Source organism: Paraburkholderia sp. GAS199, from assembly GCF_050436585.1.
Taxonomy (GTDB): domain Bacteria; phylum Pseudomonadota; class Gammaproteobacteria; order Burkholderiales; family Burkholderiaceae; genus Paraburkholderia.
On sequence record NZ_JBNDMM010000001.1, the window covers coordinates 1,261,175 to 1,274,378 of the forward strand.

Sequence of the window (13,204 nt, forward strand, 5' to 3'; positions counted from 1 at the left end):
ATTCCCTTATAGGCCCTCGATATGAAATACAGAGATTACTATGAAGTGCTGGGATTGCCGCGCAGCGCGACGCAGGACGACATCAAACGGACGCATCGCAAGCTCGCCCGCAAGTATCACCCGGACCTGAGCAAAATCGACGATGCGGAGCCGCGCTTCAAGGAGGTAGGCGAGGCGTACGGCGTGCTCAAAGACACAGAGAAGCGCGCGGCCTACGACCGGATGGGCGACCAGTGGCGCAATGGTCAGGACTTCGAGCCTCCGCCGCAGTGGGACGAAGGCTTCGAATTCAGCGGCGCGGACAACCCCGGCACCGAGGATGCGCGCTTCAGGGAGTTTTTCGACGCCCTATTCAGTGGCCGGGAAGCCGGTGGTGATCGTGCGTCGACCAGCCAGGCACGGCACACTGCCGGTGCCGGTCATGGACGCGCGACAGATCAGGAACTGGAAGATGCTTATGCCGGCGTCGGCTTCTCGGTTCCCGGTGAGGATCATCACGCCAAAGTGGTGATCGATCTGGAGGATAGCTATCGCGGAGCGCAGCGCACGATTTCGCTGGAGACGCCGGTGCTCGATGCAAGCGGCCGCGCCATGCTGAAGTCGCGCACGCTCGATGTCTCCATTCCGAAGGGCGTGCACACTGGGCAGCACTTGCGGCTTGCCGGCCAAGGGGGGACGGGCTTCGGAGAAGGGCGCGCTGGAGATCTGTACCTGGAAATCACGTTGCGCCAGCACAAACTTTTCAGCGTCGACGGCCGCGACGTGACGATCGTCGTGCCTGTCGCCCCTTGGGAAGCTGCGCTTGGCGTGCGCATTACCGTGCCGACGCCCGACGGCGCCGTTGAAATAGCCATACCCAAAGATTCCAGCGGAGGCCGACGCTTGCGCCTGAAAGGCAAGGGAATTCCAGCGAGCGGTGCGGCCGGTACACCGGGCGACTTCTATGCACAGTTGAACATTGTTTTGCCGCCGGCTGACAGCGAGCAGGCACGCGCGGCTTACGAGACTCTACGACAGGCGTGCGACTTCGACCCGCGCGCGCATTTTTCTGGTGATACATCATGAACGAATCGCGCACTGCCTGGCTCGAATGCCTGATCGTCGAGGAGCAGGTGGAGTTCACGCTACTCGAATTGTGCCGGGTGTCCGGCGCTTCTGAAGTTCAGCTCGTAGAATGGATTGAGCAAGGAGCGATTGAGCCTAAATCAGTCAGCGAGGACGATGGCCCGCACTTCGACGGAGTGTCATTGCGCCGCGCCCGCAAGGCTCGCCGTCTCGCGCAGGATCTCGAGATCAACGCGGCGGGCATCGCGCTCGCACTCGATCTGCTTGACGAAATCGCAGCCTTGCGAGCGCGCAGTATCTGAGGCGATACGGCGGTTCCTCACCCAATCCAGGTGGCAGCCATCGCCACGACGGTTGCGGCCATTACGCCGGTCGCTACCCAGCCGAGGGTACGTAGCACGGGCGGCAGCGTAAAGCCGGACATGATGCGGGTACGCATCGAGAGATGCATCATGACGATCATGACGGGCACCGCGACGATACCATTGAGGACTGCACTCCAGTAGAGCGCCTTGACCGGATCGATTGATGTGAAGTTCAGGCCGGCACCGATTGCCGTCGCCACGGCGATCACGCCGTAGAATGCCTTCGCCTGCAACGGCAGACGCGCAAGGCCCACTCGCCATGCGAACAATTCGCCCACCGCATAGGCACCTGATCCGGCCAGCACAGGCAGTGTCAGCAAACCGGTGCCGATAATGCCGGCCGCGAACACAACGAACGTGAATGGTCCTGCGATGGCACGCAGCGCTTCCGCTGCCTGAGCGGAAGTCTGAATATCGGTGACCCCGTGTGCATGCAAAGTCGTCGCCGTCGTCACGACAATGAAGAACGCGATCACATTTGAGAGCGCCATGCCGAGGTAGGTGTCGATGCGAATCCGCGCGAACTCCGCGGGCGCTTCCCATGGCACGTGGGTCAACGGATGCGCGCCGGGTCGTTCGTTTTCGTCTTCGACTTCCTGCTCGGCCTGCCAGAAAAACAGATAGGGGCTGATTGTCGTACCCATGACCGCGACGATGGCGACGAGGTAATCCGGCTTGATGGATAACGGCGGCAGCAAGACAGCCCAGCCCACCTGATTCCACGGAATTTTGACGACAAAGGCGCAGACCACATAGCTGAACAGCGACAGACACAGCCATTTGAGAACCGAGACATAGCGTGCATAGCGCGTGAACACTTCCAGCACCACCGACAGCAGCCCGAATCCGCACACATAGAGTAGTGCGGGACCCGAGATCAGCAGCTTGAGCGCCGCACCCATCGCGCCAAGGTCCGCACCTAGGTTGATGATGTTCGCGACGAGCAGCAATGCGACTACGGTGGTCGAAAGCCATCGCGGATAGTGCTCACGCAGATTGCCTGCGATGCCGCTGCCAGTCACCCGCCCGATGCGTGCGCTGATTTCCTGGATCGCGGCCATCAACGGATAGCTGAACAGGAGTGTCCACGCAAGGCCATAGCCGAATTGCGCGCCGACCTGCGAATACGTCGCGATACCGCTCGGATCGTCGTCTGAAGCGCAGGTGATGAGCCCCGGGCCCATCACCTGCAAAAGCTTTGGGCGCGTCGGCTGTTTGACCGGTTCGCGGGTGAGTGTATCCATGAAAGGGTGCTCCTGATGGCTGGCGAGGCCGTACCGGCCCCTCACGCAGTTTCGGGTGTGGCAGGCTCGGTGGGTGTGACGTTTTCGTGCGAATCGAGACGGGCCGGTTGATGGGTCACGAGAACGGCTTTTGCGCGCGCCATCTCATCCGGCGTGCCGTGGGCCATCACGATGAATCCATTGGCTTTGATGGCGGCCTCGTAGTGGACCACGCTTTCCTTCGGCAGTCCCGCATTGACGAGTGTTGCGCCTAAAGCACTGAGGGTGCCGACAACAACAGCCCCTTCGACCGCCGACACGATGACAACAGCGAGATGGCCCAGCACCACGATCGGGCCAAGCACCGGAATCGTCAGAAACACGCCGCCCATCAGCAGACCCCACAGGCCGCCCCAGAACGCGCCGTACTTGCCCCACATCTTCATACGATCGCCGATCGTATAGAGACCGACGATCTTTTCCTCGGTGTGATAGCCCTTGCCGACCACACTGAAATTTTTCATATCGAAGCCGCTGTCTATCAGCTTGCGCACGGCAGCATCGGCTTTGTGGTGGTCATCGAAGACCGCGATTACGACGTCATAGGGAGTCATGCGATTGATCCTTGAAACGATAGGAAGTAGGCGAACTATTGCGACTGCTCACAGTAAGATTGGGACGTGCGGCCCCGCGCTATTTCAGATTGTTGAGCTCGGCACGTGCAAGCGTCTCAGCCGATTTCCATGCGACATCTTCACATTCAAAGAAAGTGTCGAGTTTGACGATGAGTTCATTTTTCTTGGCTGCACCTTTCGGGACGACACACACGCTCGCTATCCAACCATCGGCAATATGGTTCCTAACGGTCATGTAAGCGTCGTGTGTCTTGCTTGAAAGAATTCTGTCTGCCATGGCGTCGCCTGTTTGATTAAACGGCAGCCACACCGCCGTCGTCGCTGCCGGTAAAGCTTGCGGTTCGTCGAAAACCATCAGCATTGTTATCAATCTGCTACGACTCGGCTGTCGGCACTGGCATCGGGTCAATATCCGTGCGTGCCTCAAAAAACTCTTCGTCCAAGCCTTCCTTTCCCCGCTGGTCGGCAATATGAAACACGATACGCACACACGAGAGAGAAAGCGGTACGACAGCGTACAAAGACCTGTCTATGTTCAAGCGCACAATCCGCCTTGATCTCCACGGACTTTTTCTGATAGCAGGCAGCCTCCGGTTCTCGGACGCTTGCCGCAATCATCAGACTAGATTCGACGTCACGGTGTTTTGTGCAGCTTGGTTGTTCTTGCCAATTTGATTGTCGGCGTTCGTGCAGTGCGCACGGACAGGTGTGCCGCAACGCATAGTCATGCTAGGGCGCGGATCGGCGCGTAATTTCGGCGTGACTTATAATCTCCCGGGTATCGGCCAGATTTCGATTGGCGCGACGATTGCCGCGTGGTGACGCGCTGCGGTAGAGTCGGCAAAGGTCTCGGAGCATTCTTCCTCCTATCCATACGTACCCGTCAGGGAATCGTCGGCGAAAGTGGCGTGGTTCCGGGCGAACTGCGGAGAGTGCGCAATGTCTCAAGATCATCGCCAACACGAAAACCATCTGCTGGCGGTGTTGCCAGACCTGGAGTGGGGACGTGTGCATCCCCATCTGGAGGCCGTGGATATGCCGCTCGGCAAAGTCGTCTACGAATCCGGCGATCGCCTCAACTACGTCTATTTCCCGACCACCTGCATCGTGTCACTGCTGTATGTGATGGAGGACGGTGCGTCCGCCGAAATCGCGATCGTCGGCAACGAAGGGCTCATCGGCATCGCGCTTTTCATGGGGGGCGAGACCACGCCCAGCCGGGCGGTCGTCCAAAGCGCGGGCAACGCGTACCGCCTGGACGCTCAAATCCTGAAGGCCGAATTTCATCGTGCCGGTCCTGTCCAGCGCCTTTTGCTCCGCTATACGCAGGCGCTGATCACCCAGATGGCGCAGACTGCTGTGTGTAACCGACATCATTCAATCGACCAGCAGTTGTGCAGGTGGCTGCTGCTCAGTATCGACCGTCTCTCTTCGAACGAACTGAAAATGACGCAGGAACTGATCGCCAATATGCTGGGCGTGCGCCGATCCGGTGTCACTGAGGCCGCGTTGAAATTGCAGGATGCAGGCCTGATTCGCTACAGCCACGGGCACATCGAGGTACTGGACAGACCGGGACTGGAAACACGAGTGTGCGAATGCTACGGCGTTGTGAAGCGCGAGTTCGACCGGCTGTTACCCGCTTTGAAAGCACTATAGAAATGGCGTGAGCGCGCCTCAGTGCAAATTCAGTTTCATGAAAGAGCTGGACGGGGAGCAAAGAAAAGCATTGCAGCTGTGGTGCCGCTTTGCGCCGCATTACGAAGTCATTAAAACGGGGAGATTCGAGTCGACGAGTTTGTCAATGCATCAAGCACCGGTCGGGCTGCTCGACGCCGCAGCAGTGAGCAATCCGCCACATTGCTGACGAAGAACACAGGCCGCCTCAATGGCGGCAATGGCCGATAACTCACCGAGCAAACCAGCGAGGCGAGCGTCCGCTGCACTCCGGAAGCGGTCGTGGCGGTGTGGAAACTCAGAACGGCAGTTGTGGGTCGCCACAAGACATTCGTCATCAACGAGTGCCGAGCTTCGGCTATGGTTAGTCACGAATGTCAGCAGAGCAATTCAGATCGGCCGCAGCTTGCGTTGCATTGTCCTTGCCTTGACGGAGGAACGACTTCAGACCCAACTCCAAGCGTATCGCTTGAGTGCAGCAAGGCAGGACCAAGATCATCAGGAAATCTTGATGTCCAAAAAGCCGTCAGGGCCGTCCTAACCTTGCCACAACGCGGTGGACCATCCTCGCTGGGCCATATCGATCGGGAGGGGGCATCAAGCCAGATCGGTGACAACCCCGGGGAACTCGTGCTGTCAGTTTCATCCTCTGAAAGGCCCGCGGTTCAGGTGGGTGAGCACTTCCTGTCCTGCCGACTCGCGATGGCGACTAATGAAGGCCGAGTTAGCGCAATTCTGGTAAATTGAAGACGACGGTCAGGCATAAATAGAATAGCCGCGCATGGTTTCGCGAGGAGTTTTTCATGGACGTTCTGGATCACACGGCCGCCATTTCGCCAGATGATCGTTCAGTGTTTTTTACTCTGTCAGCGGGCGACCACCCGATCGAAGGTGTGATCGACCGTTCTGTGCTGGAGGAGTATTTCTGGCTCCCCGCAAATGCGGACGCAGCGCGTACGCTTCGGACATTTGAGGATGGCCGCGAGCGGATTGTTGCTGTCGCCCGAAGGAAGTGGCTGGCGCACCGGAATGCGGCGGTACGACTTGGCGCCCCCGATTTTGTCATCCGATGATCAGGGTGGTCTCCAAGTCCGGTTGGCTCAGCCGTAGCCGAAGATCAGCCATTGCCTACGTCCAGGACGATTGGTCCCGGGGAAGCGAACGTTGCGGGTCATGAACGTCAAGGCGGTCCGTGGGAGCCAGGTCATCGACAAATAGGACGAGGTTGACTCCGTCGGCTGACAGGCTCGATCGGAAAAGAATGCCTTTTGCACCGGCGGCCACCACTTCATCCGCGATGATCCAGCTTGGCGGTTCGATGCGCTGGTTAAACCAGCACCTGCGCCAGTCGCAATAGAAATCTTCCCACAGTGGCGACCAGAGTCCGCTCTTGTAGCCACCTGTGAAATCGACCACCGGACCGACCGTGACCTGATAACTGACGAGCGTCCCCGGCGGCATCAGTGGGGAAACCTGCTGGTACTCCGACACCGCGGTCTGGGCGTCCAGGGCGAGATAGAGGGCGTTCAGTCCGATGCGGTTGACGCGACCGCCGTGTCGGCCCGCGCCGGCACCGCTGGTTGGCGCTACAGCCCACTTCGGCACGTGCATCCGGTAAGCCGTAAGCGCGGACAGGGTGGTGAGGATCATCCCGCTGCACCCGCCTCGAGCGAGGACACATATCGCAGCAGATCGTCGGTCCGGCCATCGGAGACCAGCTGCTCGGCCGTCCGATAATCGAAAACGGGCAGGGGTTCGTTTCTGTACCAGAACAAGGCCTGACTGACATCGCCAGAGATATCCGTGGCGGCCCGGATCACCCGGAGCGCGTTGCGCAGGAAGCGTTGAACGCTTTCCGAACCCGGTTGCCGGCTAAGCGTATTGCGATGCACGTGCGCCTGCTCGGCGAGCGTCTGCAGATCGATGTGCAGCACCTCGCCGAACCGGCGCGCTGACAGGATGGGCGCCGGGTTGTCGGGATCGCGCAGTGAAGCCATGAACTGGTCAAAACTGGCGCTGGTTGTTGCGCCGGCGAGCGCGGAATCCGGTTTCATCGCATTACTCCATGCACAATATATGCACAACAATAGCACAAGATGTGCGCACCGCAGACCGCCGCGACAGCGCCCAGCTATGTTTTAACTGGCTACAACACAAAAGGTGATAATTAACATTATGTCCAATTGGATTGTCTGAGGTGACCAAGTGTGCGGCAGAAAGCTGTGTGCATGGCTCCATAACTGTCTCTTTGGTCACCTGACGCCAACCGGCGTCCATTGTCTATGCGCCGAAAAGTCATAGCAGTCCTTCGCTGCCCGCCGCCTGGTAACACCGCGTCATTTTGGCAAAATTTGCCAAGGCGTGCTAGAGTGGTCTCATGACCACTATGAACATTTCCCTACCAGATTCGCTGAAGGTCTACGTCGACGAACAGGTTGGTGAGGGCGGCTATGGAACGAGTAGCGAGTACGTCCGCGAACTGATCCGAAAAGATCAAGATCGCAAGCGTCTGCGCGCAATACTCCTGCAGGGCGCGACGTCCGGCGTCACTGCCCCTGTTGATGCCGACTACTTCGAATCGCTGCGCGCTCGCGTGCGTACTTCTCGCAAATGAGGGCCAAGCCTGTCATACCGACGAGGCTGGCGAGGCAGGACGTAGAGGACGAGGTGACGCACTACCTCGTAGACGAAGACTCGGAGCAGGCCGCGCTCGGATTCATCGCGGAGATCGAGCAGGCTTACGAGCGACTCTCCAGGCACCCGAACATCGGGTCTCCCCGTTACGCGTATGAGCTGGATATCCCAGACCTACGGTCGTGGCCGTTGGATCGCTATCCGCACCTGATCTTCTATATTGAGCGCGAGGCTCATGTGGAAGTTTGGCGCGTGCTCAACGGCAAGCGTGATATTCCGACCTGGCTGGCGAGCAACGACGGCGCGACTCAGTAACAGCCTCTGCACGCATCAGGTCTGTGAGGAGCATTCATGCACTTCCCCCCTTTTTTGGAGACCCATCGTGCACGGTCAATGCATCTAACCAGCAGTGTCGATACTCGCAAACTAATCGCGCTGTGCTGGAAGATCGGTCACCGCGCAACTTGAGCGCACCGCCGAATCCGAATTTGTGCAGCAGGCTGCTGCACAAATTGGTAACACGCTCGCCCCCTATCCATAGGAATACGAACTAAACTTCGACCATTTAATTTATGCCAAATTATCGGGCCGACTAACAGAACCTGACTGCCATGCCGGCGTTGGCAACCGGACATGGCGCATACAAGACGGTGCCGCACTGGCCATAGCATCGGCCCGCCCGCAGGAAACTGACTCCTTGGAATCTAGGAGCGTCCGACCGACGGCAACACAAAGAGGCGTTCCAAGGGTTGTGGCCTGATGACGAAAACATGAATCGATCTCCCCCATTGCCGGAGATGATGCACGTTATGCATACTGGCTTCGCGGTTATCGGCCATCTACGCCTCCCACTTGAAGAAATACTGCTGGCATTCTCACAGAGCTTGCGCGCGCGTGTTGCGCTGGTGTCGTCCAGTCCGGAGAAGGCACACGTAGTCGCGCGGCAGTATGGCGTCTTACCGGGCGCGATTGATGGCTATGACGACATTGGAAAGCTCGCTGCCAACCCTGCCGTGCAGGCTGTGTGTGTCTGACGCCCAACGGATTGCATCTGTCTCACGCACAGACTGCCGCAAACGCCGGCAAACATGTGCTGTGTGAAAAGCCTATCGCGAATACACCAAAAGAAGCACGCCAGATGGTCGATGCATGCGCGCAAGCATGGATCAAGCTCATGATCGCCTATCGCTGTCAGTTAGAGCCTTTCAATCGCGAGGCGGCACGCTTTGCGCAATCGGGCGAGTTGGGCCGTGCACGGGTGATCGAAGCTACCAACAATTACCGGGAGACAGGTTGTGCCGGTCGTGATGGTGAACCGGCAAGCGGCGTGCTGCTGTTCGATCTGAACGACAGGCGAATTCAGCGGTGTTCCCAAGCCAGTCGCTATCCCGACCCTGACCTCGCGCATCGCCGTACGCGACTTGCCCGCGGCGGTACCGGTTGCTCGAACCGGCTACGCATGCAACCAAGACCGTTGCCGGCCCGGCGCGCGAACTGGTGGAAGGCCGCGGTACGGTTCGAGCGTTTGAGCGCATACGGCAGGGAGACACGGCGACAGGTGATCGACCACACACCAACCTGGCATTATCGATGGCGCGCAATTCTCACTTGTTGCCTGCACGGTAGCCGACATCGACGCCACTGCGGTGAGTACGCTGTCCTCGCCCGTCAGGGGGCGCACTCGATCAGTCAAGGCCGCGCGGATGCTCGCCAGGCGGTAATGTCCCGCACCGCGCTACGATGTCGGCGACGTGGCCCGGGAAAACGGTACACAGGTGGCCGTTCATTCTCCCGACGGCCGTACTCGAACGTTCAAGTCGAGCTATGTCAAGTCGGTGCGGCAACGAGCATTTTCAACCGGCCGTTGAACCGTTCCTGAAAACAACTTTCGTCTCGCCAGGATTATTCGCTCTGGGCGTATCAAGTGAAGGGACGCCCGTTTCATTGCCCTCACACGGCTTCAGCCGCTGCGTGCCTCTACTGCCCTATTTCGCGGATTTCCGCAGCGATTGAGCCATGGTTAATGATCGCTACGAGCGAGATGCCGCCGATCATGTTGCCGAGCAGGGTGGGCCCGAAGAAGCTGCCAAAATAGTCACGCATAGTTGCTGCTCCATACATCACACCGTAGCTCGCCTCAACGGAGCCAGCGATGATATGCGACAACTTGCTGATGGCTACGACGTAGGTAATCAGCAGAATCGTGACAAGTCGAGCCGACCGTGCGCTGGGGAGCAGCCAGACCATCAGTGCGATGAGCCATCCTGCAAACACGGCTCGAACGACTGTCACCACGAACGTCCCGGCGAATGGTTGCGCGGCGACGTGTGCGAGCGCTTCGACGACAGATTTTTCAAAAATGCCCGGGATAAGAAGCATTGCCGCGAAGATAAAGGTACCGACAATATTGGCGGTGAGCACGATTGCCCAAAGCCGGGCCGTCTTCAGTACGGTTCCGAAGTCTCTCCTGGTAAGGACAGGCAACACAGCACTCAGGGTGCTCTCGGTAAAAAGTTGCTGCTGACCAAGAATGACAATGACAAATCCAACGGTATAACCGAACGACGCAATCAGATGGCGCCATGGGGTATCAGGTAGCGAACTTTCGATCACAGCTTGAGTTAGGAAAGAGAATCCCATCGACAGCCCGGCTGCAAGGGCAGACATCGCCAGCGCCGCAGTCGTCCTCTCCATGGCGGTTTCTCCTTCCTCCCGTATAACTTCATGGATGACCAGTGCGCGGGGAGAGGAATGCTGAGCAGCCTGTCGCTGTTCGCCGTCGTCGAGATGTGGAGAATTGGAACCAGTATCGGAGGCTGCCATGGCGGTTTAATAAGGTGGTTTCGCGACGGGCCGCAGAGATTGCATCTGCGCGCGCCGATTTGAACTATCGGTTTCGCCGAATTTCGCGGACGTACCCATCTGCGGAAAGGCGAATCCAATATCTCGTAATTTTTATGGGAATGCCGGCAGTCCGTTCCCAGGTCGGAAATTGGTCGCAAGCACTTATCAGCGCTTCCTGCAGGGAAGCCGGCGTAGGGGGATGACGGGCCTTCCTCAGTCTTGCGTTAGCTATCGGTCGCGCTGTCGTGCAATTTATTCAGCCGGTCACGCAACTCGGGCCTGACACTGAACTGCGGTTGCGCTAGCCACTCCGTCAGATACTCTTCCCAATCTTTCCAGAACCCCCCATCAAGATCGAACTCCTCTTCGATCAGATCGGTTTCCGGATCCAGATAGCAATACACCACACGCCGCCCATCCCAATAAGCAACCACGTTGTCTGTCAGGTCGGCGGCAGTGCACGGCATCAGGTCGCGGAGCAACTCACCTAACCGGGCTTTGAACTGATCGATTGTCAAGCGCATGTTGGCTCCCGTTGGTGTTGGTGACGGGGCTGTACGCAATCGGCGGGCCTGACAGATAGGGTGAGCGATAAGGCTAGGCAGCAACAAGGCGGTCCCTTAAGCCGCATCTTGGTCGATGACGGCGACACATGCAATTTTCCAGACATGCGATGCGGTTCCCGACCAGCGGGACGGATGCCGCGGCGAGCATGCTGCATTCGCTCAGTCACCCGCCGCCATTTTCCGTCGAGTTTGCGCTTGTTCGTCCAGCAGTGGAGCACGCTCGAGAAGTTCGTGGTGGATGTGAAACATGCACCTGCATGGCACGCGGATTTTTACCTGACGTATTTACCATTGCCATGCTGTCTCACGATGCAATCTCGCGAGGAATTGCCCAGTCTAAGTCATCTGTGACGGCCACAGAGAAATTGCAGGCTTCTGTGTACTGCCGGCAGTTTCAGCGCACGAGCGGTATCTATCCTTTTCCAGCAACCGGAGCTTTTATTTTTTGACCACGAGTCAGTCCTTGCCCCACCTTATCGATGCCTCGTTCGATGTCGCCTATAACTGCATCAGCGAGGCCTTCGCCGGTTTCGAGGCGCTTGTTCAACCGAATAACCAGACTATACGAACCTCGCTTTCCGAGCAGCGCGCGGTGGCGGACGCAGCGCTTTCCGCAGAGACATTTTCAGAAGTGATTGATCTTTCGACTTGGCAACTCTCCGCCGCTGTCACGAAAACTTTTGCATACTGGCGGCACGTGGAATACATATCTGTCCAAATGGGAATCCACGTTGTCTCGGCAGCGCACGAGCGTCTGAAATCCCGCTTCAGACCATGGCAGGGAGTCTCCACGTCGCGAATTCCCGCTTGACGCCTAACAGCACCTGGCCTTAAGTTTGCCGCCCGGATCGCAACTGGCGGTTGACAACGCGAGGGGCCGTGACATAGTCGACAGCGTCGGCAATCCAGTCTCGTGAGACCCCGCTGGCAGCGACCATCGCCCAAGGGTAACGAGCCTTTCAATCATGGGCGGTTCGCGGAGCAGGCATGGTCCAACTCCGAGCGGTTTGCAGCGCTTGCTTTGTTTGGGACAGGCATGTGATATCGGTGCCCCCTCCAGCCCTTCGCCAGCGCTCTATGGCTCTAGGCGAATCGCTGGTGCCTGTCACCACCCTGTATATTCCTACCGGTGGGCACTGCACGGAATCATATTGGGTTTTTCCATTGGACTTGTGCAATCCCATGTCTTCTCGGGCAGCCTTGCGTCGTTAGAAGGACATTGCAGTCGGATGCGAGTCCTAGGCGCTCCCGGGAGCGCCGTACTGCGGGCGCCCACCGTGTATTATGTGCTCCTGTTCACGTCGACACTAATTAGGAGCGGACTTTGAGCGAACAAACTGAACTGTCAGCCATCCTCGAGAAAGACGAGGGAGCCGTTCTGAAGGCATGGGTTGCAGGTCAACTGGCGGGCGGAATCCGCCAGGGCGTCATCTCTGAGGCCGATATCCGCGAATCATCGCGGGCCTTTCTCACTCTGTTTGCACGTGCAATCAAAGCCAGCTATGACGAGCAACTCGTCGGCGAAGCATGGGAGCCGATCCGCTCGCACCTGACAACGCTGTCAAGAGAGCGGGTTATTCAGGGTTTTTCCCCGGTCGAAACGGCGACTTTCATTCTGTCCTTGAAAAAGCCGTTGTTCGACGCGCTGCGTAAAGCGCTTGGCAAGAACGCCGAACTGCTTTCCGAAGAGTTCTGGAAACTCACGCAGACGCTGGACAACCTTGGGCTGCTTACTACCGAAGCCTACCAGGCAAGCCGTCAGCAGATCATTGAGCGCCAGCAGCAGGAACTGCTCGACCTGACCACGCCCGTGGTTCGGCTGTGGGATTCGATCGTTGCATTGCCGCTAATCGGCACGCTCGACAGCGAACGCACCCAAGTCGTCATGGAAAGCCTCCTCGATTCCATCGTCGAGAACGAAGCAGCGATCGCCATCATCGATATCACCGGCGTGCCTACGGTGGATACGCTGGTCGCGCAGCACTTGCTGAAGACCGTCGCGGCGGCACGGCTCATGGGCGCGGAATGCATCATCAGCGGCATCCGTCCGCAAATTGCGCAGACTATCGTTCATCTGGGCGTGGATCTTGGCGATGTGGTCACCAAGGCAACGCTTGCCGAGGCGTTGAAGGTCGCCTTGCGGCGCGTGGGCATGACCGTTGCCAAGATCTCCGCCGTCAAGCAGGACAACTGAG

The 13,204-nt window shown here is 58.3% G+C and carries 18 protein-coding genes; 11 read left to right on the forward strand and 7 right to left on the reverse strand.

Features of this window, described 5'->3' with window-relative positions:
- The first annotated feature begins 21 nt into the window (after positions 1-21).
- Both P3T18_RS05560 and P3T18_RS05565 read left to right on the forward strand, forming a co-directional pair.
- Positions 22-1,065 carry a DnaJ C-terminal domain-containing protein gene (locus P3T18_RS05560; protein WP_429298899.1) on the forward strand — a complete coding sequence of 348 codons (1,044 nt, stop codon included), beginning with the start codon at positions 22-24 and terminating at the stop codon, positions 1,063-1,065.
- Positions 1,062-1,367: a chaperone modulator CbpM gene (locus P3T18_RS05565; protein WP_429298900.1), complete on the forward strand. Its 306-nt coding sequence runs from the start codon at positions 1,062-1,064 to the stop codon at positions 1,365-1,367. Before P3T18_RS05560 ends, P3T18_RS05565 begins: the two co-directional genes overlap by 4 nt.
- A 17-nt stretch (positions 1,368-1,384) precedes the next feature.
- Here the strand turns inward: P3T18_RS05565 and P3T18_RS05570 are convergent, their stop codons facing one another.
- The 3 genes from P3T18_RS05570 to P3T18_RS05580 all read right to left on the reverse strand — a co-directional run bounded on the left by P3T18_RS05570 (position 1,385) and on the right by P3T18_RS05580 (position 3,649).
- Positions 1,385-2,674, reverse strand: coding sequence for an NRAMP family divalent metal transporter (locus tag P3T18_RS05570; protein ID WP_429298901.1), 1,290 nt, complete (start codon positions 2,672-2,674; stop codon positions 1,385-1,387).
- 41 nt (positions 2,675-2,715) lie between these two features.
- Positions 2,716-3,267 carry a general stress protein gene (locus tag P3T18_RS05575; protein ID WP_429298902.1) on the reverse strand — a complete coding sequence of 184 codons (552 nt, stop codon included), beginning with the start codon at positions 3,265-3,267 and terminating at the stop codon, positions 2,716-2,718.
- 79 nt (positions 3,268-3,346) lie between these two features.
- Entirely contained in the window at positions 3,347-3,649 is a 303-nt protein-coding gene (locus P3T18_RS05580; RefSeq protein WP_429298903.1) for a hypothetical protein, read from the reverse strand.
- 578 nt (positions 3,650-4,227) lie between these two features.
- Between P3T18_RS05580 and P3T18_RS05585 the strand changes: the two genes are divergently transcribed.
- From P3T18_RS05585 to P3T18_RS05595, 3 genes are all read left to right on the forward strand, one after another.
- Positions 4,228-4,947, forward strand: a complete 720-nt coding sequence (locus P3T18_RS05585) for a Crp/Fnr family transcriptional regulator (RefSeq protein ID WP_429298904.1) — start codon at positions 4,228-4,230, stop codon at positions 4,945-4,947.
- A gap of 37 nt (positions 4,948-4,984) precedes the next feature.
- Complete coding sequence (locus tag P3T18_RS05590) at positions 4,985-5,155, forward strand: hypothetical protein (RefSeq protein WP_429298905.1); 171 nt, start codon at positions 4,985-4,987, stop codon at positions 5,153-5,155.
- A gap of 613 nt (positions 5,156-5,768) precedes the next feature.
- On the forward strand, positions 5,769-6,038 hold the full coding sequence (locus P3T18_RS05595; protein WP_429298906.1) for a DUF1488 family protein: 270 nt from the start codon (positions 5,769-5,771) through the stop codon (positions 6,036-6,038).
- Positions 6,039-6,093: 55 nt separating this feature from the next.
- Here the strand turns inward: P3T18_RS05595 and P3T18_RS05600 are convergent, their stop codons facing one another.
- The gene (locus P3T18_RS05600) at positions 6,094-6,615 is read right to left on the reverse strand and encodes an RES family NAD+ phosphorylase (protein ID WP_429298907.1); all 522 of its coding nucleotides are present in this window, start codon (positions 6,613-6,615) and stop codon (positions 6,094-6,096) included.
- Entirely contained in the window at positions 6,612-7,019 is a 408-nt protein-coding gene (locus P3T18_RS05605; RefSeq protein ID WP_429298908.1) for a DUF2384 domain-containing protein, read from the reverse strand. Before P3T18_RS05605 ends, P3T18_RS05600 begins: the two co-directional genes overlap by 4 nt.
- Positions 7,020-7,342: 323 nt before the next feature.
- Between P3T18_RS05605 and P3T18_RS05610 the strand changes: the two genes are divergently transcribed.
- From P3T18_RS05610 to P3T18_RS05620, 3 genes are all read left to right on the forward strand, one after another.
- Complete coding sequence (locus P3T18_RS05610) at positions 7,343-7,579, forward strand: type II toxin-antitoxin system ParD family antitoxin (RefSeq protein ID WP_429298909.1); 237 nt, start codon at positions 7,343-7,345, stop codon at positions 7,577-7,579.
- Positions 7,576-7,914 (forward strand): type II toxin-antitoxin system RelE/ParE family toxin, encoded by a 339-nt coding sequence (locus tag P3T18_RS05615; protein ID WP_429298910.1) that lies wholly within the window; start codon positions 7,576-7,578, stop codon positions 7,912-7,914. The genes P3T18_RS05610 and P3T18_RS05615 overlap by 4 nt, the downstream gene beginning before the upstream one ends.
- Positions 7,915-8,623: 709 nt before the next feature.
- Positions 8,624-9,478 (forward strand): Gfo/Idh/MocA family oxidoreductase, encoded by an 855-nt coding sequence (locus tag P3T18_RS05620; RefSeq protein ID WP_429298911.1) that lies wholly within the window; start codon positions 8,624-8,626, stop codon positions 9,476-9,478.
- Between the two features lie 98 nt (positions 9,479-9,576).
- Here P3T18_RS05620 and P3T18_RS05625 read toward each other — a convergent pair whose 3' ends face one another.
- Both P3T18_RS05625 and P3T18_RS05630 read right to left on the reverse strand, forming a co-directional pair.
- The gene (locus P3T18_RS05625) at positions 9,577-10,422 is read right to left on the reverse strand and encodes a formate/nitrite transporter family protein (protein WP_429298912.1); all 846 of its coding nucleotides are present in this window, start codon (positions 10,420-10,422) and stop codon (positions 9,577-9,579) included.
- Between the two features lie 245 nt (positions 10,423-10,667).
- A complete protein-coding gene (locus P3T18_RS05630) occupies positions 10,668-10,967 on the reverse strand; it encodes a hypothetical protein (protein ID WP_429298913.1) in 300 nt (99 codons plus the stop codon).
- Between the two features lie 128 nt (positions 10,968-11,095).
- On the opposite strand from P3T18_RS05630, the gene P3T18_RS05635 reads away from it, so the two are divergent.
- The 3 genes from P3T18_RS05635 (at position 11,096) to P3T18_RS05645 (ending at position 13,203) form a co-directional block, all read left to right on the forward strand.
- Positions 11,096-11,458, forward strand: coding sequence for a hypothetical protein (locus tag P3T18_RS05635; protein ID WP_429298914.1), 363 nt, complete (start codon positions 11,096-11,098; stop codon positions 11,456-11,458).
- A 14-nt stretch (positions 11,459-11,472) separates the two neighbouring features.
- On the forward strand, positions 11,473-11,820 hold the full coding sequence (locus tag P3T18_RS05640) for a phasin family protein (RefSeq protein ID WP_429298915.1): 348 nt from the start codon (positions 11,473-11,475) through the stop codon (positions 11,818-11,820).
- Between the two features lie 513 nt (positions 11,821-12,333).
- The gene (locus P3T18_RS05645) at positions 12,334-13,203 is read left to right on the forward strand and encodes an STAS domain-containing protein (RefSeq protein ID WP_429298916.1); all 870 of its coding nucleotides are present in this window, start codon (positions 12,334-12,336) and stop codon (positions 13,201-13,203) included.
- Position 13,204 lies beyond the last annotated feature (1 nt).

Excerpts from the sequence above, each read along its gene's own strand:
- P3T18_RS05560 (WP_429298899.1), top strand. The coding sequence starts at position 22 with ATGAAATACAGAGATTACTATGAAGTGCTGGGATTGCCGCGCAGCGCG.
- P3T18_RS05565 (WP_429298900.1), top strand. The coding sequence starts at position 1,062 with ATGAACGAATCGCGCACTGCCTGGCTCGAATGCCTGATCGTCGAGGAG.
- P3T18_RS05570 (WP_429298901.1), bottom strand. The coding sequence starts at position 2,674 with ATGGATACACTCACCCGCGAACCGGTCAAACAGCCGACGCGCCCAAAG.
- P3T18_RS05575 (WP_429298902.1), bottom strand. The coding sequence starts at position 3,267 with ATGACTCCCTATGACGTCGTAATCGCGGTCTTCGATGACCACCACAAA.
- P3T18_RS05580 (WP_429298903.1), bottom strand. The coding sequence starts at position 3,649 with ATGCTGATGGTTTTCGACGAACCGCAAGCTTTACCGGCAGCGACGACG.
- P3T18_RS05585 (WP_429298904.1), top strand. The coding sequence starts at position 4,228 with ATGTCTCAAGATCATCGCCAACACGAAAACCATCTGCTGGCGGTGTTG.
- P3T18_RS05590 (WP_429298905.1), top strand. The coding sequence starts at position 4,985 with ATGAAAGAGCTGGACGGGGAGCAAAGAAAAGCATTGCAGCTGTGGTGC.
- P3T18_RS05595 (WP_429298906.1), top strand. The coding sequence starts at position 5,769 with ATGGACGTTCTGGATCACACGGCCGCCATTTCGCCAGATGATCGTTCA.
- P3T18_RS05600 (WP_429298907.1), bottom strand. The coding sequence starts at position 6,615 with ATGATCCTCACCACCCTGTCCGCGCTTACGGCTTACCGGATGCACGTG.
- P3T18_RS05605 (WP_429298908.1), bottom strand. The coding sequence starts at position 7,019 with ATGAAACCGGATTCCGCGCTCGCCGGCGCAACAACCAGCGCCAGTTTT.
- P3T18_RS05610 (WP_429298909.1), top strand. The coding sequence starts at position 7,343 with ATGACCACTATGAACATTTCCCTACCAGATTCGCTGAAGGTCTACGTC.
- P3T18_RS05615 (WP_429298910.1), top strand. The coding sequence starts at position 7,576 with ATGAGGGCCAAGCCTGTCATACCGACGAGGCTGGCGAGGCAGGACGTA.
- P3T18_RS05625 (WP_429298912.1), bottom strand. The coding sequence starts at position 10,422 with ATGGCAGCCTCCGATACTGGTTCCAATTCTCCACATCTCGACGACGGC.
- P3T18_RS05630 (WP_429298913.1), bottom strand. The coding sequence starts at position 10,967 with ATGCGCTTGACAATCGATCAGTTCAAAGCCCGGTTAGGTGAGTTGCTC.
- P3T18_RS05635 (WP_429298914.1), top strand. The coding sequence starts at position 11,096 with ATGCAATTTTCCAGACATGCGATGCGGTTCCCGACCAGCGGGACGGAT.